The sequence below is a fragment of the Paenisporosarcina sp. HGH0030 genome, from assembly GCF_000411295.1.
Lineage (GTDB): Bacteria > Bacillota > Bacilli > Bacillales_A > Planococcaceae > Paenisporosarcina.
In genome coordinates this window covers 916,461-939,345 of record NZ_KE150421.1, presented here as the reverse complement: position 1 = coordinate 939,345, position 22,885 = coordinate 916,461, and the positions used below count along the sequence as shown (strand labels likewise).

Here is a 22,885-nt window from a genome sequence, read left to right as displayed (position 1 = left end):
TATGAACAACATCATTTGTGCTTGTGGGCATGAAAATCCAGAAGGAACAGTGTTATGTGGGAACTGTGGTCGGCCCCTCACAAAAGAAGCAAAAGATTTAAAATTAGCGGATATGCGTTACGAAGGTTCTGCACGCCGTTCGCAAACATACAACAAATCGATTATTGATAAGATATGGAACTTCTTTTCAAGTGTTAAAATCGGAGTAACGATTATTATCATGATTTTGGTGGCAGCTGCCATCGGAACAATTCTACCGCAAGTACTTTACGTTCCAGCAACAACAGAAGCGGATATAGCCGCTTATTATGAAAGAGTGTATGGAACGTTTGGGAAGATCTATTACGAATTGGGCTTATCAGATCTATATGGCTCATGGTGGTTCCAGACGTTAATCGGGATGCTTGGTATTTCCCTTATCGTTGCAAGTTTGGACCGTTTTATTCCTTTATACAACTCTTTGAAAAAACAACGCACGAAAAGACATGAAAGCTTTATGAAACGTCAACGTCTTTTTGCTCTTGGTGGCATCAGTTCCATAGAAGAAACGTTTACAAAAAGTGAAGCTAAGCTAAAAGAACTCCGTTATAACGTGAAGCGAGAAGACGGAGCGTTACTGGCGGAAAAAGGTCGCTTTTCAAGATGGGGTCCTTATGTTAATCATGTTGGTCTTATTATTTTCCTGTTCGGGGTTATGCTGAGGGCATTACCAGGATTCTATGTGGATGAAACGATGTGGATTCGCGAAGGTGAAACACGGGCCATTCCGGAAGCACCTGGTTATTACTTGGAAAGTAAAGAATTTATTCTTGAAACTTACGATAAAGAAAAATCAGACGAAGTATTCGGAGATGCTATTGATCGTGTCGGAACGATTGCATCTAACTATCAGACAAATGTAGTTTTATATAAAAAACCAGAAACTGCATTACCTGGTCAAACTGATAATCTTGAAGAAGTGAAAAAAGAATCCATTCAGGTGAATCATCCTTTGAAATTTGAAGGTTTTTCTGTTTATCAAATGGACTTCCGTTTGGATGAACTTCGCACAATGCATTTTAATCTATCAAATAAAGCGACTGGCGAATCTTTAGGTGATCTTTCCATCGATTTGACGAATCCAAAAACTACTTATGATTTAGGTAATGGGTCTTCTGTAAAATTGTTAGGATATTATCCGGATTTTTCTGGATTTGAAAAGGGAGAGCCTCAAACGAAGTCTCCAGTTCCGAACAACCCTGCATTTTTAGTGGAAATGAAGACACCTGAAACTCCTGAAGGGGAAACCAGTTTTGTGGCGATAAAACAAACTGTGGAGCCGCTTGGGGATAATGAATATAAACTTGAATTCCAAAATGTAGATACGCGTGATGTTTCCGGTCTCACGATACGGAAAGATAAAACATTATGGATTTTAGCTTTAGGTGGCTTGATTTTCATGATCGGGGTTGCGCAAGGATCTTACTTCAATCACCGTAGAATATGGATTCATGAAACGAAAGATGGACAGGTTGCTGTCGCTGCCCATACGAATAAAAACTGGTTTGCTATTAAAAAAGAGTTGGATCAGCTAACGGAAGTAGCACAACTGCCTCCATACATGGATCAACAGGACTCTGAATCACATGAGCTCAAAAAGGATGGTGAGAAGTCGTCATGACACTCGTCTCGATAAGTGGGAATTTATTGTTTTTTGCATTTGTTTGTTATTTGATTGCAACATTATTTTTCGGTGGAGCAGTGAAAGGGTCAAAGTCAGAAGCATCAGCTTCTGAGAAGCGATGGGGACGCATCGGTATTATTGTAACGATTGTTGGATTCATCGCAAACTTGGCTTACTTCATCACTCGTTGGATAGCTGCTGGACATGCTCCGGTAAGTAACTTATTTGAGTTTACAACCGCTTTTGGCATGATGGTAGTTGGTGCGTTTATTTTAATCTTTTTCATTTACCGGACACCATCACTCGGACTGTTCGCATTACCAATTGCAATCATCATTATTGCATATGCGAGCATGTTCCCGCGCGACATTAATCCTTTGATTCCGGCGTTGAAAAGCTATTGGTTAACAGTCCATGTTATTACGGCTGCACTCGGTGAAGCCATTCTAGCAATCAGTGCCGTGGCTGGTTTGATTTACTTACTGAAGAATGTTGACATTACGAAGAAATCAAAACAAAGTTTTTGGTTGGAAACGGTCATGTTTACACTCGTCTTAACATTAGGCTTTGTTGCTTCAACTACTACATTTACCGTGATGGATTACGAAGCAAAATTCAGCTATGTAGATAAAGAAGAAAAAGAAAAAGAAATTACGTATAATGCACCACCTCTATTCGGAATGAATGAGTATGAGTCTTTGACACCTGGAACTATGGCACCAGTTGCCGAAATGCCTCCACTTGTTAATGCGAAAAAATTAACGACGGTTACTTGGTCATTAGTGTTTGGGGTTATTATTTATGGATTAATCAGGCTAATCATTCGCAAACCAATTTCAGCTGTTCTGAAACCTTTTGCCCAAAAGGCCAATTCGCAGTTAATGGATGAAATCGGTTATCGTGCTGTGTCCATCGGATTCCCTGTGTTTACGCTTGGTGCACTGATATTTGCGATGATCTGGGCACATGAAGCCTGGTCAAGATTCTGGGGTTGGGATCCGAAGGAAGTTTGGGCTCTCATCACATGGCTATTCTATGCAGCTTTCCTGCATCTTCGATTATCACGAGGCTGGCATGGCGAAAAATCTGCATGGTTGGCTGTCATAGGCTTCATTATTATTATGTTTAACTTAATTGCTGTTAACCTAATTATTGCCGGGTTACACTCATACGCATAAAATGACAAGCCTTTTCCTTCCGAGGGAAGGGCTTTTCTTTCATTTTAGAGCATGTAATTGTACAATAATTGGTAGAGTCAGGACGAGAGGGGTAACACTATGTCGGAACATATTGCTGTTTTAGTTGTAGATGACGAAGACCGCATTCGTCGATTATTGAAAATGTATTTAGAGCGTGAAGGATATGAAGTGGACGAAGCTGAAAATGGAGCCATGGCACTAGAAATGGCACTTGAAAAAGAATATCACTGTATCCTGTTGGATGTGATGATGCCAGAGAAAGACGGCTTGGAAGTCCTTGCCGAACTTCGTGAACTTAAAGCAACACCGATTCTTTTATTAACTGCCAAAGGCGAAGAAGCAAACCGCGTTCAAGGATTTGAATTAGGTGCGGATGATTACATAGTCAAACCATTTAGCCCGCGCGAAGTCGTTCTTCGTATTAAGGCCGTCTTAAGACGCTCCGTGACAATTTCACCAATTACTACAACCTCTTCTTCAAAAGATTTGGTGGTATTTCCGCATCTAACGATTGACCATGATGCACATCGCGTCACAGCGGATGGAACAGAAGTGAACTTGACACCGAAGGAGTATGAGCTACTTTACTTTTTAGCGAAAGCTCCGGATAAAGTGTTCGACCGTGAACAATTGCTGAAAGAAGTTTGGCATTACGATTTCTTTGGTGATTTGCGTACAGTCGATACCCATGTGAAACGATTACGTGAGAAATTGAACCGTGTATCCGAAAAAGCCGCAAAAATGATTGTAACTGTATGGGGAGTAGGCTATAAATTCGAGGTTGTCAATGAATAGAATATGGAACAGCGTTGTCGGGAAGCTATGGGTAACCATATTGCTTCTCGTTTCGTTTGTATTGTTTATCATTACGGTCTTAATGCTTGAATTTTTAGGGAACTATCATAGCGAGCAAGCTGAAGCATCCTTACGGCAGGAAGCGAGTACAATTGCCCGTATTGTAGATGATCATGAAAATGTTGATGCATCTCTCTCTATTATTTCTGACGTCCTTGGCCCAGAAACGAATGCACTGATTGCAAAAGAACCGCGTGAAGTATCTCTTGCCTTGCATGAAGGGGAAAATGGAGAAGAAATAAAAAAATATATTATGAGAGATCAAACGCTTGGAAATGTTTTCGAATCATCACAACCAATCATTAAAGAAATGATGCTGCCATCTCTGCAAAATAAAAGTCAAATGGAACCATTTATCGTATTGGCTTCTCCATTGAATGTTGAAAACGAAGTTCATGGAGCCGTATTCATTTATCAAAGCTTGGATGTCATTCATAAAACTACAAAAGAAACGACGAATATCGTCTTTCTCTCTGCTTTTATCGCATTTATCTTAACGACATTCTTTGCTTTTTTCCTTTCTACCCGGATCACATCACCACTGCGTAAAATGCGTGAAGCCGCATTTGAATTATCGAAAGGAAACTTTGATACAAAACTTCCTTCACATCAAAATGATGAAATTGGCCAGTTGGCAAATGCATTTAACCAGATGGGAAGACAATTAAAGCATCATTTAGAAGTGATCAATCAAGAGAAGGAACAGCTATCCAGTATTTTGACGTCGATGACAGATGCCGTCATTACGTTTAATCGTGATCATACGATTTTACTAAGCAATCCACAAGCTGAAAAATTGTTACAAAAATGGTTTTTCCGCATGGGTACGAATAATGGTCAGCCGATACCTGTTGAAATGGATCACATGCTCGACCATGTCCTTCATATGGAAGAAGAAATTAATGAAGAACTCGAAATGGAAGGAAGCTATTTTGCCATTACAATCAGTCCATTGTACAGTGGCGATTCAATTAGGGGAGCCGTTGCTGTATTGCGGGATATGACTGAACAACATCGACTGGATCGATTACGCTCTGACTTCATAGCGAATGTGTCTCATGAACTCAGAACCCCTATTGCGATGTTGCAAGGGTATAGCGAAGCCATTATAGATGATGTTGTATCATCTGAAGAAGAACGAGACGAAATGATAAAAATTATTTATGAAGAATCCCAACGCATGGGACGGCTCGTTACTGATTTATTGGACTTAGCCCGTATGGAATCAGGTAGGATGCGTCTGTATAAAGAGAATGTTGCTGTTTCCCCAGTCATCGAAAGAATTACACAAAAATTCGCACAAGTAGCGAAGGAATCACACATTGATTTGAAATTCGATTCTGCCGTCTCTCAGAAATTGACTACAGAAGTGGACGAAGATCGTATTGAACAAGTTTTGACCAATCTGATTGATAACGCTATCCGTCATACACCGAATGAAGGAAAAGTCACGGTATGTGTCGAACAACACAATGCATTCGTGAAAATTAGCGTGGAAGACACAGGTTCGGGAATACCAGTTGAAGATCTGCCGTATGTGTTTGAGCGTTTTTACAAAGCAGATAAATCGAGAACAAGAGGAAAAGGTGGGACTGGTTTGGGTCTTGCCATTGCCAAAAATATGGTGGAAGCCCATGATGGTGTGATTTCAGTAATGAGTGAAGAAAATGTTGGAACCAAATTTACCTTTACATTACCAATAAAAAAAATGTAACTTTTTATTTGTTGTAACGACTAATTTTATGAACGGGGGGAGTTCATGAATGACTCCGTTTTTCACAGGCTCTATGATCAATATCATCAAGACGTATTTCAGTTCTTGCTGTATATTGTTAAAAATAGACAGACAGCCGAAGACTTAATGCATGAAGTATATGTTAGAGTTTTAAAAGCATACAGCCGATTCGAAGGGAAAAGTTCCGAAAAGACTTGGTTATTTTCGATTGCCAAAAACGTTGCGATTGATCATTTTCGAAAGTCGTCTGTACGCAAGCGTCATGCTTTTGACTTTTTTGACTGGGAAAAACAAGAGCTGAGATCCAATGAAGCTCTGCCCGATGAATTAGTCGAAATGAATGATGATATGAAGCAATTGCTGGACGTATTAGATGAATGCACTGGCGATCAAAAAATGGTTATTGTCATGCGATACTTTCAAGACCTATCCATTACGGAGACAGCACAAGTTCTCGGATGGACGGAAGGGAAAGTAAAGACCACACAACATCGGGCAATCCATAAACTTAGGGATCGCTTATCAGGGCATTCGGATAGGAGGCAAGTTCACGGTGAGCAACAATAAATGGAGTGAACAAAAGATTGACGAGTTACTTAGCCAAGTGCCCAAAATACATGATACACGCTCCAAAGACGAAGTATTGAAACGTTTGCAGCAAGATCCAAGATTGGCCGATAGCAAAAACAAAAAACGTAAACAATGGATTCCATCAGCTGTAGCAGTTGCAGCGATGGCTACCTTGACAATACTTGTAGCAAGTTTTCTCAATAATCCGCAAAATGAGGATAAGACCATGTCAGAGATAGCTGTTACAGATAGTTCCGCTAAACTTGAAGAAGAAAGCGCGGATGATACATCGAATCAAATGTTTTCAAATAGTAAAGAATCTGCAAACGATAGTGCGGGCATAACCAGTGATGAGGAAACGTCTCCTACATTTGCTCGTCAAGGTGCCGTTCTCACATCTGTCTACCCAGTAGATGCAAAAGAACACACAGTCTTTCACATTGGCATGTTGTCGAATGATGGAATCGTTGTACCCTTAACGGTACTTATTCCGAGCCGGACCATTGCGAATGATTTAGGAAATGCAGAGCCAACGAGTTTGGATTTGTATAATCAATATGCTGGTGAATTAGTTGAATCCGCACTTGGATTTGCTGAATTCCATCCATTCGAAGGTGAATTTAAAGAACAACAGAATCAATTGATTCACAAGTTGCCATCTACACATGATTACGATTTGTCGAGTGCAACCATAAATGCGTATACCGAATCAATTCAAGAAACGTTTTATGGCTACAACCAAGTTGTTTTTCAAAATGAAGATGGAAGTCAAGCTGAATTTGATCAGGTTGGTCCTATGAAACCGCGAGCATTGACAAGTGGGAACACGTTTACGAGTTTCTATCTGTATAGAAATGAAAACGGAAATCAATTTTTGGTACCGAACATGAACGAAACTCATTCGGACGTTCAAGAAGCGATGAATGAAATGAAAACATCTCAGAGTGATTATCTACAGAGTGTAATTCCCGAAGGCATCAATTTTGAAGTGAGCAATGAACAAGGGATAAATCGTATCCGGTTTACAGAGGAATTGAACTTAGAACTAATGGATCCTCAAGTAGCTTCTCATTTAATCGAAGGGATTCTATTGACGAATGGAAGTTTTGGGAACGACGTTCAGTTTGAAAATATCGCACCATTGACTTGGAATGGATTCGATTTCAGTAAGCCCGTTGAAAGTCCTGTTGGAGCGAATAAATATGTTTGGGAATAAGGTTTTACATGTTTCAAATTGACAATTGGATAGAAATTTATTAATAAAAAAGAACCATACGTAGGCTCAAGTAGTTTACAAATGGTTCTTTTTTTCTTATAGTAAACAATGTAAGTTAATATTGATTCATCTTCGGGGCAGGGTGAAATTCCCGATCGGCGGTAATAGAAGAACGTTTTCTTAAGCCCGCGAGCCGTAAGGCAGGATTTGGTGTGATTCCAAAGCCGACAGTATAGTCTGGATGGGAGAAGGTGAAGGTGCGGTCGTTTTTCGTTCTGTCATTTAACGAGACGCCTATTTAAGTGCGCCTTTCTACTCCCTTAAGCGATAACGGCTTAGGGGATTTTTGATGGGACAAAGCGGACGAACTTTTCTTCTTGTGGAGTGGATCGGCAAAAGGAGAGAGTTTTTATGAAGAACAACAAACTGCGTGTCATGATTGCAGTAGCCATGTTAAGTAGTATTTCATTTGTTTTAATGCTATTTAATTTTCCGTTACCTGCATTACCACCATTTTTAAAAGTCGATTTCAGCGATGTGCCAGCACTTATTGCGGCAATTACTATGGGACCTGTAGCTGGGATTTTAGTAGCACTATTTAAAAATGTTCTATATTGGATTTTCAGTGGTAGTCCAACAGGTGTTCCTGTTGGGGAAATTGCCAATTTTGTAACGAGCATTTTGTTCATGCTTCCTGTATATGCAATTTATCGTAAAGTTTCAAATACGAAAGGTTTGGCAATTGGTCTGATTGTGGGAATCCTTGCCATGGCAATCGGAATGAGCGTGTTAAATTACGCGGTATTTTTACCGATGTACACTTATTTCTTGAATATGCCAGCACTTACTGGTTCTGCATTGCGTGATACCATTGTGCTAGGGATTTTACCATTCAACTTAATTAAAGGGTTGCTGTTGTCCGCCATCATCATTGTTTTGTTCAAGACGATGAAAACGTGGTTGGATAAACAACGAGCTCAATTTTCATAATAATAATCATTATTAGGCTATGTGAAAAAATACTAGAGATTGATCAGAAAGAGTCCATTTGCGCACAGCATGCCGCAAGTAAGAGTAAGGTCAAAGGAAATTTGACCGTACTCTTTGCGACGAGTAACCGCAGGCACAGCACTTTTGAAGTGTAAGACCAACAAGTATGCGGTTTTCATACTTGTTGGCTCATGCGTAACATGCGGCTAGCGCAAATGTGCGATAAACGACATTATATTAATAAAGCTATATTAATGAAAAAAAAAAGCTGCGAAGAAATTCGCAGCTTTTTCCTATTCGTATTTTAATGCATCTCCGTCAAATGATTCTTCGGCAACTTTAATGGAATCCGTAGGGCAGCCTTCAAATGCATCTTGCATATCTTCTTCGAGTTCATCTGGAACTTGAGTTGTTCCCATGTTATCATCTAAAATAACAAAGGCAATGCCTTCATCATCATAATCGTAAATATCAGGTGCAGCTGCGCCACATGCGCCACAAGCGATACAAGTATCTTTATCTACAATAGTATACTTCGCCATGTTAAAACCTCTCCTTTTTCTCCGTTCGCTTGAAAAAGCTTTTCGTATTTATTCTAATCATGTTTTCCTCAATTTTCAACCTAAATACATATTAAATTGGAGGAAGTCTTGTGCTATTCCAACAAATCATCTTACATATGGTCAATCGATTAAATGAAGAACGTACAATTTCAGCCCCGTTTCACCTAATTAGAGGTAAACGTTCGGGTCAAACCATCCAAGATGTTAAAAGTTATGGACTGACCAATTACTTTTCACTTTTTCCAAAACTCACAAAACCAACATATGAACAATATGTGCAACAAATGATTCAGTCAAACTTGCTGATTGTCAACGAGCAATCTATTCCCAAACTAACGCTCTTGGGAAAAGAAAAGTTGAAGGAAATGCCATCATTGCAGTTGAATGGCTGGTTATATAGAGGAAATGAACGCATTTTCTTTCAACGTTTATCGTTAGTTACTCAAACACTCTCGCATGTTAACGCAAAAAAATGGACGTTCACACCCATCCAGAAAGATGAAAAGATTCAACAATGGGTTCGTCATTTTTTGCATGACTTTACTTACAAGTCAAATGAGTTCATTTCAAAATATTATGAAGAACTGCTCAGTGTGTGCCAGTCGGACAAGTTATCCGAACTTCATTTAGTAATTCTCAGTCATCGTTTGACTGGATATGAGGTAAGTGGAGTGACATGGCAACAGCTTTCCCGCGCGTTGGAGGAAGATGAAATGGATCTTCAAATCCGTCTGCAAGAAAGTTTACATATTATACTAGATGAAATTTCTATCAGACCATCTTTGAGTCTATTAACGAGAATGACTGAAGATATCAAAGTATCAACTCCATTAACTGAATCAGCTAAGAAAACCTCAGATTTGTACCAAAAAGGCTATTCATTTGAAGAAATTAGTTCAATGCGCCAACTAAAGACAAGCACAATAGAAGATCATTTTGTAGAGATGGCGATGAATGGATCATTATTATCAGTAGAGATGTTTTTTCCGAGCGAGGATGTTCCGACGCTCATTCAAAAAATTAAACAACAAGAAACTAAAAAATTACGGACGCTAAAAGACGTTTTCCCAAGTTATACGTACTTTCAACTAAGGTTGCTTTTGGCTATAGGAGGGGAATCGAATTGACGTCAAATCTGGAGAAAGTTCTATATGATAAATTTGGTTATCGTACGTTTAGGCAAGGTCAAAAAGAAATCATAAAAAGTATTATCAATAAAGAAGATGTTCTTGCAATTTTACCTACAGGAATGGGTAAATCACTTTGTTATCAGCTACCGGGATATCTTTTACCGCATAGCGTCATCATTATTTCGCCCTTGCTATCATTAATGCAGGATCAAGTTGAACAACTGAAAAAAATGGGGGAGAGGCGAGTCGTTGCGGTAAATTCATTTTTGACTCCACCTGAAAAAAATGCGCTTTTGCAGAGAATGGAAACATATAAATTCATTTTTCTATCTCCTGAAATGATGATGCAAGAACAAGTGAAAGCTAAGCTAATGACCATGAAGATTTCTTTAGTTGTTGCGGATGAAGCTCATTGCATATCACAATGGGGATTCGACTTTAGACCGGACTATTTGCGATTGAGTGATTGGTTATCTTTTAGCGGACGCCCTCCAATCCTTGCGTTAACTGCGACAGCGACACCAAAGGTTATTGAAGATATCACCACTCAATTGAATATGCGCCAGCCATCAATCCATATCCAAGCACTCGATCGACCAAATATTCGATATGAAGCGGTTGAAGTTGATTCCCAGGAGCATAAGTTTGATCTTATCGCAGAACAAATAGAGCGCTTTACCGGTCCGGGAATTCTGTATACGCAATCACGCAGAAAAGCAGACGAATATGCTCTGAAATTAAATGCGAAGGGCATCCGTATTGCCTCATACCATGCAGGAATGGAACAAGTCGATAGGATGTTTATTCAACAGCAGTTTTTGAATGGTGAAATTGATTGGGTGTGTGCGACAAATGCCTTTGGAATGGGTGTACATAAAGATGATGTGCGGCAAATCATTCATGATCATTTTCCGTCATCGGTTGCCAATTACGCTCAGGAAGTTGGGCGTGCTGGAAGAGATGGCCTTGATTCACTGGCCACAATGTTTTTTACTCGAGATGATGAAGATTATTCGATTTTCGTGGCTACGAACGATTTTCCCGAAGAGACACATGTCAGATTGTATAAAGAATTTCAGCAAAACGGACAACATCCTAGTCAATTAGTGGAGATTGGCGTGTTATCTGAAACGCATGTACGAATATTAACCTATTGGTTACCACGCAAATCAGTTGAGGAGACCATCGATATTTTGCATCAATTAAAACAGCAAAAGATTCAGCAGATTTATTTGATGAAAGACATTTTAACGAATTCTTCTTGCATTCGACAGCAAATCGTTGAAGTGTTTGGACAGCAACTTAAGGAAAGGCCAGAAAATTGTTGTTCGAAATGCGGATTAAATAAAGAGAATATCGTAAATTCATCGGAACAACCAGCAGCCAAATTAATACTGAATGCTTGGGAAAAAAGAATTTCAGCATTGTTCCAACGAAACTGTTAGAGGTTTATTTTACTTTTTCTCCAAATTTCGTCATAATAAATAAAGATGAAAAGTAGAATAGGAGTTTACAGCTATGAATAAAGATGATTATCAAAATAAAATTGAAGAACATCGTAAACCCATACAATTAAATGGTGATGAAAAACCCAATACACGTGCTTCCAGACGTTCAACGAATGTTGATCCTAAAAAGAAGAAAGAAAAACGCAATTTATTGTTACCCATCCTGTTCTTATTCTTTATTCTGATACCTGTTTCATTTCTGATCTATGTTTTTGCATTTTATGAGCCGAATGCGAATGAAACAACAGTTCAAGACGATAGCCAAGTCAAATATGAACAAAATGAAGAAGATGTAGCAAGTGAAGAAGATTCTCAAAACACTGAGTCAGAAGCGTCTGCTGAAGAAAACACTGAAAAGGAGAATGCGGAAGAATCTTCAACAACTGAACAACAAACCAAAGAAGAAACACCAGAAGAAGTAGTAACAGAAACCGAAGAAGTTGAAGAAGAGACTGACACAACACAGGATGAAGAACAATCCTCAGATTCCAAGACACATGTCGTTAAACCAGGTGAAACACTTTACCGAATTGCCATGAATTATTACAATTCACCAGATGCCGTCGAAAAAATCAAATCTGCAAATGGACTTTCATCAGACTCGATTTCAACTGGGCAAACATTGATTCTTCCATAAATTTTTGTATTATAAAGAGGATAAGAGTGAGTTTTGTAGAATAGGTTAATAATCAATATAGATTGAGGTGACAGCATGTTTGCGAAAAGTGTAATGATTCCAAAGGAAAAATGTATTTCAATTCAAACATCAGAGTCGGTGCAAGCGGCACTGGACATATTGGAAAAAAATCAAATCGATGCATTGCCAGTATTGGAAAATGGCCATTATAAAGGTATTTTAAATCGATATATTGTTTACCGTGCATTTTATTACAGTGGTTTAAACAAAGAAGATTTTCTTGCAAGCACGTCTTTAATGGACGTTGTGACAAGATCGGAAATCTATTTATCCATTGATGACGTTTTTGAAGATTCTCTACTTCAACTAAATGACTTTCCAATTATAGCGGTAGTGGAAGAAAATCGCTTTTTAGGTCTTGTCACTCGATTTGATATCATGGATCAATTCAGAAGTGCTTTTGGAATGGATAGTCCTGGCGTTCGCATAACATTTACGTCTGTAGAGACAGAGGGACAGATAGCCCGCGTAGGAGACATTATTCAAAAGTTCCATGAATCTGTGATTTCATTAGTTACATTTGATGAATCAGACAAATTATTGAGACGTATCGTGTTGAAAATCGAGAAACGTGATAATGTACAAAAATTCTTGAAAGAACTTGACCGTTCTGGATTCCGCGTATTGCATATGGAAGAAGATTGATCGAAATACAACTTTCATACAAGTAAGGGGAAGGGGAAACCCTCCTCTTTTTATTTTGATTCAGAGGTGAATACATGCGTTATTTGGCAACAATTATAGGCTTTACTTTATGTATACCATTGATTATGGTGAAAAAAGCTTTTGAGACGAATATACGTCACCAGCAAATTGACATATCCAGTTATAAGGATGAGCATCCATTCCGCCTGTTTTTCATTTCCGATATTCATCGAAGGAAAATAACGAATCATTTAGTTGAGGAAGTCGGAACAGATATACATGCAGTGATTATAGGTGGAGATCTGGCGGAAAGTGGTGTACCTTTAGGGCAAATTGAAGACAATATTAAACAACTGGCTAAAATCGGTCCTATTTATTACGTTTGGGGTAATAATGACCGTGAAGTGGGAGAACACCATATCCGAAAATATATTCAAAATGTGGGTGGAATAATTTTAGAAAATGAAGCAGTCTGCGTAAAAACGAATGCTCATCATATCTGGATTGTTGGCATAGAGGATGTATCTTCTGGAAGAGCGAACATTAGTAAAAGTTTTGCCAAGGTACCTGAAGAAGACCCGATTGTCTTTGTTTCACACACTCCGTTTGTCTTTCATAAAGTAAAAGACCGTTACAATTCTGACGTGTTATTGGCTGGTCATACTCATGGAGGACAGATTCGATTAGGAAAATGGGGATATTACCAAAAAGGTGAGTTGATAAAAGGTCGAGATGAATTTACTTTAATCAGTAATGGCTTCGGTACAACTTTTATCCCTCTCAGATTGGGTGCACCTGCAGAATGCCACATCTTGACCATTAAAAATAAAGATTTTTAAAATGTTCTCGCAGCACATACACGACGTTTACAATAATTGTTAAAAAAAGAATCTTCCAGACCGTTTAATCAGCATGCTGAAAATTGAGTTTCACAAATTCAACAGGATATTTTGCAGGCATTTCTATATTTTGATGAGCGATCAGTGCAGAACTTGTTGCATGAATCATAATATTCTCGGACCAAGCATCAGTGTATGGGATTATTGGATTGAGGAAAAAACGATGCCAATTAGTTGTATTGTACAGTTAGTTCTCCAATCATTAGATAGGAGATTTTTATATAGAGGAAGTGTAAAATGATGGAGAAAGTAGATGCAATCATTGTAGGTGGGGGTCCTTGTGGTCTCGCAGCTGCAATATCTTTACAAAATATCGGGCTTTCACCCGTCATAATTGAAAAAGGGAATGTCGTGGAAGCGATTTATAAGTACCCTACTCATCAAACTTTTTTTAGTACAAGTGAAAAACTGTCAATCGGGGATGTACCGTTCATTATTGAAGGACGTAAACCAAAACGAAATCAGGCACTTGTTTATTACCGCGAAGTGGTAAAAATGAAAAAATTACACGTCCGCAAATTCGAAACGGTTCAACGAGTTGAGAAAATCAAAAATATGTTTGAAGTATATACAACAAAATCTACCTATAAAACTGAACATGTAGTGATTGCAACCGGATATTATGACCACCCGAATTTTCTTGGTATACCAGGAGAAGAGTTACCGAAAGTAAGCCATTACTTCAAGGAAGGTCATCCTTATTTTGATACCGATGTAGTGGTTATAGGGGGTAAAAATTCGAGTATTGATGCAGCTTTAGAGTTAAATAAAGCAGGGGCCAGAGTAACTGTCGTATATAGGGGTAGTACTTATTCAAGTAGCGTGAAACCGTGGATACTGCCTGAATTTGATGGCTTGGTTCGCAGTGGTGAAATCACCATGCTATTTGATTCACACGTTGAAGAAATTGGACAAGAAGAAGTACGGATACGCAAACCAGATCAAGTCATCACCCTTAAAAATGATTTCGTTTTTGCTATGATTGGGTATCATCCGGATCATGACTTCCTGCGCCAAATGGGTGTGCATATTGACGAAGCTTCCGGCAGACCATTGTTAAATGAATTGACGATGGAGTCCAATATTGAAAACTTGTATATTGCTGGTGTTTTAGCGGCAGGAAATAATGCAAATGAAATTTTCATTGAAAATGGTCGCTTTCACGGCGAGTTAATTGCGGACGCGATCAAATCAAAAAAAAGCTGCTGAGTGGTCAGCAGCTTTTTCTTATGTAGAATTAAAAGTGTTCAAAAGGAAAATTAATATTCAAAAATGGTTTGAAGGGATTGTGAGCATCGAGCATCAGATAGCGCTATCAACAGTTTAATTCGTGCTTTCTGACCACTGAGTCCATGTGCAAATAACACGCCCATTTCTTCTAGCATTTTCCCTCCACCTACATAACCATACACGGGCTGCGCAATGCCGTTGTAACATCTGGAAACCAAAACAACGGGAATCTTTTGCAGAATAAGTTGTTTAATAGCGGGTATAATTGCAGGCGGAACGTTTCCTTGCCCCAATCCTTCCAAAACAACTCCGCTATAGCCCGAATTTGCAACATGCATCAGCAAGTCTGCATCCATGCCAGCATAGATTTTAAGTAATGCTACTTTTGGTGACACGTCATCCACTTCAAATGATTCACGCGAGTTGGGTGTATGATGAAAATGAATAGTCGTTTTTGAAATGAGTCCGATTGGTCCATATTGAGGACTTTGGAATGTTGATACGTTACTTGTTGATGTTTTTGTTACGTTCTGGGCTGTATGGATTTCATCATTCATAACAACCAGAACTCCTTTGCCATTTGCGTCTGCAGTAATCGCTACCCGTACTGCTGATAACAGATTATAAACGCCATCTGCACCAATTTCATTTGAAGAACGCATGGCACCTGTCAAGATAATCGGAATATTGCTTTTTACAGTGAGATCTAGAAAATAAGCTGTTTCTTCCAGAGTATCTGTCCCATGTGTAATGACGAAGCCATCTACATGATTTTCTGTCGATTGCAGATCAATAATTTGTTTCAGTTTTAACATTTCTGTCGGGGTCATATGTGGTGATGGGTAATTAAATGCTTCAATTTCATGAATATCGGCATATTCCTTCAATTTATCGATTTCAGCAGTTAACGGATTGGAATCGCCAGGAACTACCGCCCCAGATTCATCTTGAACATGCATGGAAATCGTTCCACCAGTATGAATAACAACTATTTTTTTCATTTCTTACTACCTCCATCCATCCAACAACTGACATAAGAATGATATAATTAAACCAATAAAAGGGAGGCGAGAGCAACTTGATACTATTATTATCTGTCGCAATCGCTCCAGGGCTTGCGTTATTCAGTTATTTTTATTTGCGTAACCAAATTTCATCAGAGCCTTCTCGTACATTGTTTCATACATTTATCTATGGTGCTATTTTAACGTTTCCTATTCTCTTCATACAACATGTGTTTGAAGTTGAACATATTTTTCAATCAATGTTTATACGAAACGTATTATTCACCAGTTTATTAGAGGAGTTTTTTAAGTGGCTCGTTTTGGTTATGGCCATTTACCAGCACGTTGAATTTGATGACCCGTATGACGGGATATTATACGGTGCTAGTGTATCACTTGGTTTTGCTACGGTTGAAAATATTCTTTACATATTTACTTTTGGATTGGATACCGCTTTTTTGCGAGCGTTATTGCCGGTTTCAAGTCATGCTATTTTTGGAGTGGTAATGGGATATTATCTGGGACGTGCAAAATTTGCTTTAAGTGAATCTTCCAAGCCTCTTTTGTTTATCGCTTTGCTGGCACCTTTGTGCTTGCATATGGTCTATAACGGGATACTATCAATTAAATCGATTTCCATGTATTTCATGATTCCGTTCATGTTGTTTTTATGGTGGTTATGTTTAGCAAAAGTAAAAAAAGCGCATTTATTAACGGTTCAACATTTTAATAAACAAGAAGATATAAGTGAAAGTTTGTGAAACCAATTTTAATAAATTGGTTTTTTTTTGTATAAAAAACGCATGATTCCTCATTCTAAGAAAAAGGAGAATGTGTATGCGAAAAAACAAATGGTTAATTTGGTTTATCACTTTATGTATGCTGACATTATCGGTCAGCGCACCCCAGCAATCAGAAGCCTTTTCGGATCAAGTGATTGAAATGGGTGCTTACGGAGATGATGTATTAGAATTGCAAGCACGATTACAATATATCGGTTTCTACAAAAATAAGATAGACGGAAAATTCGGCTACGGTACTTACTGGGCACTACGTAATTTTCAAGAGAAGTTTGGCTTGCCAGTTGACGGTGTGGCAGGGCAAAAAACCAAATCGAGGCTAGCAAAAGAGTCCACCTATCATAAAAAGTATGTAAAAGATCAAATAAATAAAGGAAATCAATTTACTCACTACGGCAATATTCCTTTAGAACAACAGGTTAAGAAAGGGACGAATCAAGGAGCTAAAAAACCTGAGCAGGTACAATTACCAGCTAAATATTCTGAACAAGATTTACAGCTTATGGCCAATGCTGTTTATGGTGAATCACGGGGAGAACCATACGAGGGGCAAGTTGCTGTTGCAGCAGTAATTTTAAATCGTGTGGAAGATCCCAAGTTTCCGAATACTGTAAGTGGGGTAATCTTTCAGCCTAGGGCATTTACCGCAGTTGCTGATGGTCAAATATGGTTGACTCCAAATGCACGCGCTAAAGAAGCTGTACTAGATGCATTGAATGGTTGGGATCCTACTGAAAATGCACTTTATTATTTCAATCCAGACACTGCAACAAGTGATTGGATTTGGTCTCGTCCGCAAATCAAAACAATAGGAAAACATATATTCTGTGAGTGAGGAGGAAAGACATGAAGATTTTATCAAGTATATTAGCTCTTGCCTTGATTGTTATGGGTGTATTTTTATATAACTCCAAACAAAACGAACAAGATTTGCAAAATAACCTTCGGAATCAATATACAAGTCGAATGACGGATGCTTCAGAAAAAATGAGTGAGCTGCAAAAATCTATTCAAAGTGCAACCGTCTTCAGTGACAAAGCCGCACAAGCAGAACCACTTGAAGATATCTGGAGACTATCTTCCGAAATAAAAGACGACATTGCTTCACTACCACTCGATAGGGATTTTTCAAATGAATGGATGAATTACCTCGGACGCCTCGGTGATTATGCAAAACTAAAAAGTGAGGATAAAGTACCTGAAGAGCAATGGTTAAAAGTGACAAATAATGTAGCAAAAAATTTGGATGAGTTTTCCTACGAATGGCAAAATGCCTCAACGGAATTGCTAGCAAGTCAACAATCTTTCCAAAAGTGGCAAAAAGACGTCAAAGCAGAGAAGCCTTCAAAAAAATGGACAGCTTTATCCAGTACGGTAAAAGGTTATTCCGAAAGTGACTTCCCTTTAACTGCAAGTGAATCAGACGACCTTAAGAAAAAAGAGTTAAAGTCTATTGTGGATAAACCAGTAACAAAGCAATATGTTGAAAAAACGATGAAAGAAATGTTTCCGAAGTTTAAAAATGCAAAATTAGTGACCACGTCGAGTAAAAAAGGAGCTGCATATCCTTTCTATCATATTCAATTTAACGAAGGGATTCGAACTGGTTACACGGATTACACCAAAAAAGGTGGACATTTACTATCTTTGTTAATTGAACGTCCAATTGGAAAAGATCGCATTCCCCCAGAACAAATCAAAGAAAAAGCTGAGAGAGCTGTCAAGTCATTTGGATTTGATGATGTTGAACTAGTGGAAACACGTGAAAATCATCTCGTCTGGCATGTTGTTTTTGTAAGGTTGAATCCAACAAATAAAGCTCGGATTTATGCTGATGCCATTCAAATGAAATTGGCGAAAGATGATGGTGAAATTCTTGGTGTGAACACGATGGAATATATTCAAAAGGAAACGTTGCCTGACCAAAAACAAATTCCGATAAAATGGGATGATTATTTCACTGAACAGGTGACAATTGAAAAAGAACGACTGGCCTATACGGAAAATGAAACACTTCAACAAAGACTTTGCTATGAATTAATCCTTCTAAAAGACACAGATACACAAAGTCACACATTCCGCATATTGATTGATACGGAGACACATGAAGTGTTAAAATCCGAGATATTATATTAATCATTATGTGAAATCCCTCGTGAGAGATTGATTAGAAATCCTTTCGCAGATTTTTAATATACAAGCAACAAAGCATACTCCCGTGGGCTTTTCAGACTCCAACAGATTTCGCTTCTGTTTGCGTATCTCTTCATATTATTTTAGTAGTAACATGTTCGGCTATTTCTGAAGACTCCTGCGGAAAAACGAAACAAGCTAGACCCCACAGGGTCAGCTGTCATAGACAGCTGAGACGAGGAGGCTAGCGTTTCGTCCGCGGAAAGCGAAAGAAATAGCCGACCATAATATATTTCGATAGAGTCAAGAGATAAGAATGCGAATTTTTATACTTTTATATTGATTAATATTCTTTTGTCAACAAGCAACAAAGCTCATTCTCGTGGGCTTTTTTTTTTATCCATGTGGTACAATATGTGTGAGAAAGTTTAGGAGTGGATTTCATGAAAAACAATATTCAAATTGCGATTGATGGACCAGCTGCTGCGGGGAAAAGTACAATTGCAAAATTGGCGGCTGAAGAACTTGGTTATACATATATTGATACAGGAGCCATGTATCGAGCAATCACGTATAAAGCAATTGAACATCACATAGATTTAGAAAGTGAAGAAGAATTAACAGGACTCCTTCTTGATACTGAAATTGATTTGAAACCGTCATATAATCGACAACTTGTCTATCTGGATGGCGAAGACGTTTCGGACGCGATCCGATCAAATGTTGTGACTTCTTTGGTTTCTGCTGTTTCTGCACACGCAGCATTGAGAGAAGAAATGGTCAAACGCCAACAGAAAATGGCTGAAAATGGTGGCGTTGTGATGGACGGACGAGATATTGGTACTCATGTACTCGTTGATGCTGAATTGAAAATCTTCATGTCTGCTTCTGTCGATGAACGGGCAAAAAGACGTCAATTGGATAATGAGCAACGTGGAATTAAATCCAATGTCGACCAGTTGAAAGAAGAAATTGAAGCACGTGACAAATTCGATAGCGAACGTGAAGCTTCTCCACTTGTACAAGCAGTAGATGCTATTTATTTGGATACAACACATCTAAACATTCAGGAAGCTGCACAACAGATCATTCAGTTAGCTAAAGAGAGGATGAGCTAAGTGAACTTATACAAATTTGCTAAATCACTTGTGTGGACGGCTTTATATCCGGTTTATCGTTTTGATATAAAAGGGTTGGAACATTTCCCTAAAACAGGCGGGATTCTTATATGTACCAATCATATTGACGCTCTTGATCCGCCTGTTGTCGGTATTACGTCGCCACGACCTGTACATTTCATGGCAAAAGAAGAGTTATTTAACATGCCCATCCTGAAACCATTATTGCCAAAAGTGAACGCTTTTCCTGTCAAACGAGGTTTGAGTGACCGTGAAGCATTAAGAAGGGCTTTAGCTATTTTAAAAGGCGGGGACGTGATGGGAATATTCCCGGAGGGCACACGCAGTAAAAATGGTGAGCTTGGGAAAGGGTTTTCCGGTGCCGGTTTTTTTGCTCTGAAAGGTGAGGCAGACGTAGTTCCTTGTGCCATCATTGGTCCTTACAAGCCATTTAAACGTTTGAAAGTTGTTTACGGTGAACCCATTATCATGCAACCTTATCGCGATCAAAAAGCTTCTGCAGATGAAGTAACAACAGTCATCATGGAACGTATCCAAAAATTATTGGATGAAAACAAAGTATAATAAATGTAATTTTTGTTATGAAAAAGTGAAAATTTTTGTTTTTATTAAAGAATTCGCATAAAATAAAGATTGGAACGTTGTGAAGGAGGATGCTATATGTCTGAGGAAATGAACTTGCAGGAAAACCAGGATTTCCGTGAAGGAAGTTTTGTGAAAGGTACGGTTGCCCAAGTTGAAGAAAAGGCAGTAACTGTCACAATTGAGGGTGCACCGTTTGATGGAATAATCCCGATTAGTGAACTGTCAAGCTTGCACATTGAAAAAGCTTCTGACGTCGTTTCAATTGGAGATGAATTGCAACTAATTATTACAAAAGTAGAAGATGACAATTTTGTGTTATCAAAACGTAAAGTTGATGCTGCTGAAGCTTGGGATTCTTTGGAACAAAAATTCGTCAGTGGGGAAATTATCGAAGCTGAAGTAAAAGACGTAGTAAAAGGTGGACTAGTTGTTGATCTTGGATTACGTGGATTTGTTCCCGCTTCACTGGTCGAAGATCACTTTGTGGAATCATTTGACGATTACAAAGGCAAAGTGCTGACATTCAAGATCGTTGAAATGGAAAAAGAAAAAAATCGTTTGATTTTATCCCATCGTGCAGTGGTGGAAGAACAAAAACAATCGAATAAAAAAAGTGTACTCGATCATATTCATCCAGGTGATGAGCTAACTGGTACCGTTCAAAGAATTGCTGCTTTTGGAGCGTTTGTTGATCTTGGTGGTGTCGATGGACTTGTTCATATTTCACAATTATCCCATGAACATGTTGAGCAAGTTTCTGACGTTATCCAGGAAGGCCAGGAAGTAAAAGTCAAAGTTCTTTCTGTTGACCGGGACAGTGAGCGCATTTCTTTATCCATTAAAGATACACTTCCTGGACCTTGGGAAGGCATCGAAGATAAGGCGCCAAGAGGGTCTGTTCATACAGGGACTGTAAAAAGACTAGTTTCATATGGTGCTTTTATTGAAGTATTCCCTGGAATAGAAGGATTGGTTCATATTTCTCAAATTGCCCATTCACATATCGGCACGCCTCATGAAGTGTTAAAAGATGGCCAAGAAGTGCAAGTGAAAGTATTGGACGTAAACAAACAAGATAAACGATTGTCACTAAGCATTAAAGATTTGTTGGAGAAGGAAGATGGTTATTCAGGCACTGATTATGAAATGCCTGAAGAAGCAAAAGGTTTCTCAATCAGTGATGTTATTGGTGATAAATTAAAAAACTTTAAATAACGGAGTAATCTTATGACTAGAGCTGAACGAAAATTGGACCATATAAAGCATGCGTTGTCTACAGGACAATCAAGAGAGACATGGTTAGATGATGTTCGTTTTGTTCATCAAGCACTGCCTGACAGTAATTGGGACAGTGTGTCATTGCAGACTCAACTGGGCGAACTTGTTTTTGGTTCGCCTTTTTTTATTAATGCAATGACCGGTGGCGGAGGAGCTAAAACGGCTGAGTTAAATAGCCAACTATCCCGTATCTCCAAAGAAATGAATATTCCCATGGCCGTTGGATCTCAAATGGCGGCGCTTAAAAATCCCGAAGAAATAGCTACATACTCGACTGTGAGAAAAGAGAATCCGAATGGTGTGATACTTGCCAATTTGGGTAGTGAGGCTACAGTTGACCAAGCAAAACGAGCAGTCGATATGTTGGAGGCCAATGCAATACAGATTCATTTGAATGTTATCCAGGAATTGACAATGCCTGAAGGAGATCGAGATTTCAAAGGAGCTTTATCCAGGATTGAATCAATTGTAAATGAATTGACAGTACCGGTAATTGTTAAAGAAACTGGTTTTGGCATTTCAAAGGAAACTGCGATTAAACTTCAGGAAATTAATGTAGCTGCCATTGATGTAGGTGGATTTGGCGGAACGAACTTTGCGGCAATTGAAAATGAGCGTAGACAAAGGAAACTGTCCTATTTCAATGAATGGGGTATTCCTACTGCTGCTGCTTTGATAGAAACCTCTTCAGTAACGTCCTCAATGCTACCCGTGATTGCATCGGGAGGTGTCCAGCACGCTCTCGATGTCGTGAAGTGTTTAGCACTGGGAGCTTCTTCGGTTGGCCTTGCCGGCGTCTTATTAAAGAAGTTGGTTGAGGATGGGGAAGAAGCAACCATTCAAGAAATTAAGCACATGAATGAAGATTTAACGATGTTGATGGTTTCTCTTGGGGCTGAATCTATTCAGGAGTTACAACAATCTTCTTTAATCATATCAGGTGATTTATATCACTATCTCACTCTCCGAGGAATAGATACTCATACATATGCCAATCGAAAATAATAAAGAGATGCAGACATTCTCCACTGTCTGCATCTCTTTTA

22 protein-coding genes and 1 riboswitch are annotated in these 22,885 nt (G+C 38.7%); of the genes, 20 read left to right on the top strand and 2 right to left on the bottom strand.

Features of this window, described 5'->3' with window-relative positions:
- Position 1 precedes the first annotated feature (1 nt).
- The 7 genes from HMPREF1210_RS04615 to HMPREF1210_RS04585 all read left to right on the top strand — a co-directional run bounded on the left by HMPREF1210_RS04615 (position 2) and on the right by HMPREF1210_RS04585 (position 8,228).
- A complete protein-coding gene (locus tag HMPREF1210_RS04615; protein ID WP_016427448.1) occupies positions 2-1,660 on the top strand; it encodes a cytochrome c biogenesis protein ResB in 1,659 nt (552 codons plus the stop codon).
- Positions 1,657-2,841: a c-type cytochrome biogenesis protein CcsB gene (gene ccsB / locus HMPREF1210_RS04610; RefSeq protein WP_016427447.1), complete on the top strand. Its 1,185-nt coding sequence runs from the start codon at positions 1,657-1,659 to the stop codon at positions 2,839-2,841. Before HMPREF1210_RS04615 ends, ccsB begins: the two co-directional genes overlap by 4 nt.
- Positions 2,842-2,940: 99 nt before the next feature.
- Positions 2,941-3,657 carry a response regulator transcription factor gene (locus HMPREF1210_RS04605; protein WP_016427446.1) on the top strand — a complete coding sequence of 239 codons (717 nt, stop codon included), beginning with the start codon at positions 2,941-2,943 and terminating at the stop codon, positions 3,655-3,657.
- The gene (locus tag HMPREF1210_RS04600; protein WP_016427445.1) at positions 3,650-5,431 is read left to right on the top strand and encodes an ATP-binding protein; all 1,782 of its coding nucleotides are present in this window, start codon (positions 3,650-3,652) and stop codon (positions 5,429-5,431) included. The genes HMPREF1210_RS04605 and HMPREF1210_RS04600 overlap by 8 nt, the downstream gene beginning before the upstream one ends.
- A gap of 45 nt (positions 5,432-5,476) precedes the next feature.
- Positions 5,477-6,019, top strand: coding sequence for an RNA polymerase sigma factor SigX (gene sigX, locus HMPREF1210_RS04595; protein ID WP_016427444.1), 543 nt, complete (start codon positions 5,477-5,479; stop codon positions 6,017-6,019).
- Positions 6,006-7,238 carry a hypothetical protein gene (locus HMPREF1210_RS04590; RefSeq protein ID WP_016427443.1) on the top strand — a complete coding sequence of 411 codons (1,233 nt, stop codon included), beginning with the start codon at positions 6,006-6,008 and terminating at the stop codon, positions 7,236-7,238. Before sigX ends, HMPREF1210_RS04590 begins: the two co-directional genes overlap by 14 nt.
- A gap of 124 nt (positions 7,239-7,362) precedes the next feature.
- Positions 7,363-7,495, top strand: a riboswitch (FMN riboswitch).
- A gap of 154 nt (positions 7,496-7,649) precedes the next feature.
- Positions 7,650-8,228, top strand: a complete 579-nt coding sequence (locus HMPREF1210_RS04585) for an ECF transporter S component (RefSeq protein WP_016427442.1) — start codon at positions 7,650-7,652, stop codon at positions 8,226-8,228.
- 293 nt (positions 8,229-8,521) lie between these two features.
- Here HMPREF1210_RS04585 and HMPREF1210_RS04580 read toward each other — a convergent pair whose 3' ends face one another.
- Positions 8,522-8,770, bottom strand: a complete 249-nt coding sequence (locus tag HMPREF1210_RS04580; RefSeq protein WP_016427441.1) for a ferredoxin — start codon at positions 8,768-8,770, stop codon at positions 8,522-8,524.
- Positions 8,771-8,880: 110 nt separating this feature from the next.
- Between HMPREF1210_RS04580 and HMPREF1210_RS04575 the strand changes: the two genes are divergently transcribed.
- From HMPREF1210_RS04575 to HMPREF1210_RS04550, 6 genes are all read left to right on the top strand, one after another.
- Positions 8,881-9,918 (top strand): helix-turn-helix domain-containing protein, encoded by a 1,038-nt coding sequence (locus HMPREF1210_RS04575; protein WP_016427440.1) that lies wholly within the window; start codon positions 8,881-8,883, stop codon positions 9,916-9,918.
- Entirely contained in the window at positions 9,915-11,366 is a 1,452-nt protein-coding gene (locus tag HMPREF1210_RS04570) for an ATP-dependent DNA helicase RecQ (RefSeq protein ID WP_016427439.1), read from the top strand. Before HMPREF1210_RS04575 ends, HMPREF1210_RS04570 begins: the two co-directional genes overlap by 4 nt.
- Positions 11,367-11,439: 73 nt before the next feature.
- Positions 11,440-12,066 carry a LysM peptidoglycan-binding domain-containing protein gene (locus tag HMPREF1210_RS04565; protein WP_016427438.1) on the top strand — a complete coding sequence of 209 codons (627 nt, stop codon included), beginning with the start codon at positions 11,440-11,442 and terminating at the stop codon, positions 12,064-12,066.
- Between the two features lie 75 nt (positions 12,067-12,141).
- On the top strand, positions 12,142-12,771 hold the full coding sequence (locus tag HMPREF1210_RS04560) for a CBS domain-containing protein (protein ID WP_016427437.1): 630 nt from the start codon (positions 12,142-12,144) through the stop codon (positions 12,769-12,771).
- A gap of 74 nt (positions 12,772-12,845) precedes the next feature.
- Positions 12,846-13,610: a metallophosphoesterase gene (locus HMPREF1210_RS04555; RefSeq protein ID WP_016427436.1), complete on the top strand. Its 765-nt coding sequence runs from the start codon at positions 12,846-12,848 to the stop codon at positions 13,608-13,610.
- 300 nt (positions 13,611-13,910) lie between these two features.
- On the top strand, positions 13,911-14,879 hold the full coding sequence (locus tag HMPREF1210_RS04550) for a YpdA family putative bacillithiol disulfide reductase (protein ID WP_036659715.1): 969 nt from the start codon (positions 13,911-13,913) through the stop codon (positions 14,877-14,879).
- A 50-nt stretch (positions 14,880-14,929) separates the two neighbouring features.
- On the opposite strand, the gene HMPREF1210_RS04545 is transcribed toward HMPREF1210_RS04550, so the two are convergent.
- Entirely contained in the window at positions 14,930-15,901 is a 972-nt protein-coding gene (locus HMPREF1210_RS04545) for an asparaginase (RefSeq protein ID WP_016427434.1), read from the bottom strand.
- A gap of 77 nt (positions 15,902-15,978) precedes the next feature.
- Here HMPREF1210_RS04545 and prsW point away from each other — a divergent pair, with 77 nt between their 5' ends.
- The 7 genes from prsW to fni all read left to right on the top strand — a co-directional run bounded on the left by prsW (position 15,979) and on the right by fni (position 22,844).
- Positions 15,979-16,665: a glutamic-type intramembrane protease PrsW gene (gene prsW / locus HMPREF1210_RS04540; RefSeq protein ID WP_016427433.1), complete on the top strand. Its 687-nt coding sequence runs from the start codon at positions 15,979-15,981 to the stop codon at positions 16,663-16,665.
- A gap of 76 nt (positions 16,666-16,741) precedes the next feature.
- The gene (sleB, locus tag HMPREF1210_RS04535; protein ID WP_016427432.1) at positions 16,742-17,539 is read left to right on the top strand and encodes a spore cortex-lytic enzyme; all 798 of its coding nucleotides are present in this window, start codon (positions 16,742-16,744) and stop codon (positions 17,537-17,539) included.
- Positions 17,540-17,550: 11 nt separating this feature from the next.
- Complete coding sequence (locus tag HMPREF1210_RS04530; protein WP_016427431.1) at positions 17,551-18,840, top strand: PepSY1/2 domain-containing protein; 1,290 nt, start codon at positions 17,551-17,553, stop codon at positions 18,838-18,840.
- 440 nt (positions 18,841-19,280) lie between these two features.
- Entirely contained in the window at positions 19,281-19,955 is a 675-nt protein-coding gene (cmk, locus tag HMPREF1210_RS04525; RefSeq protein ID WP_016427430.1) for a (d)CMP kinase, read from the top strand.
- Positions 19,956-20,540, top strand: a complete 585-nt coding sequence (locus tag HMPREF1210_RS04520) for a 1-acyl-sn-glycerol-3-phosphate acyltransferase (protein WP_016427429.1) — start codon at positions 19,956-19,958, stop codon at positions 20,538-20,540.
- A 96-nt stretch (positions 20,541-20,636) separates the two neighbouring features.
- A complete protein-coding gene (gene rpsA, locus HMPREF1210_RS04515; RefSeq protein WP_016427428.1) occupies positions 20,637-21,776 on the top strand; it encodes a 30S ribosomal protein S1 in 1,140 nt (379 codons plus the stop codon).
- Positions 21,777-21,788: 12 nt separating this feature from the next.
- Positions 21,789-22,844: a type 2 isopentenyl-diphosphate Delta-isomerase gene (gene fni / locus HMPREF1210_RS04510; protein ID WP_016427427.1), complete on the top strand. Its 1,056-nt coding sequence runs from the start codon at positions 21,789-21,791 to the stop codon at positions 22,842-22,844.
- Positions 22,845-22,885: the final 41 nt, after the last annotated feature.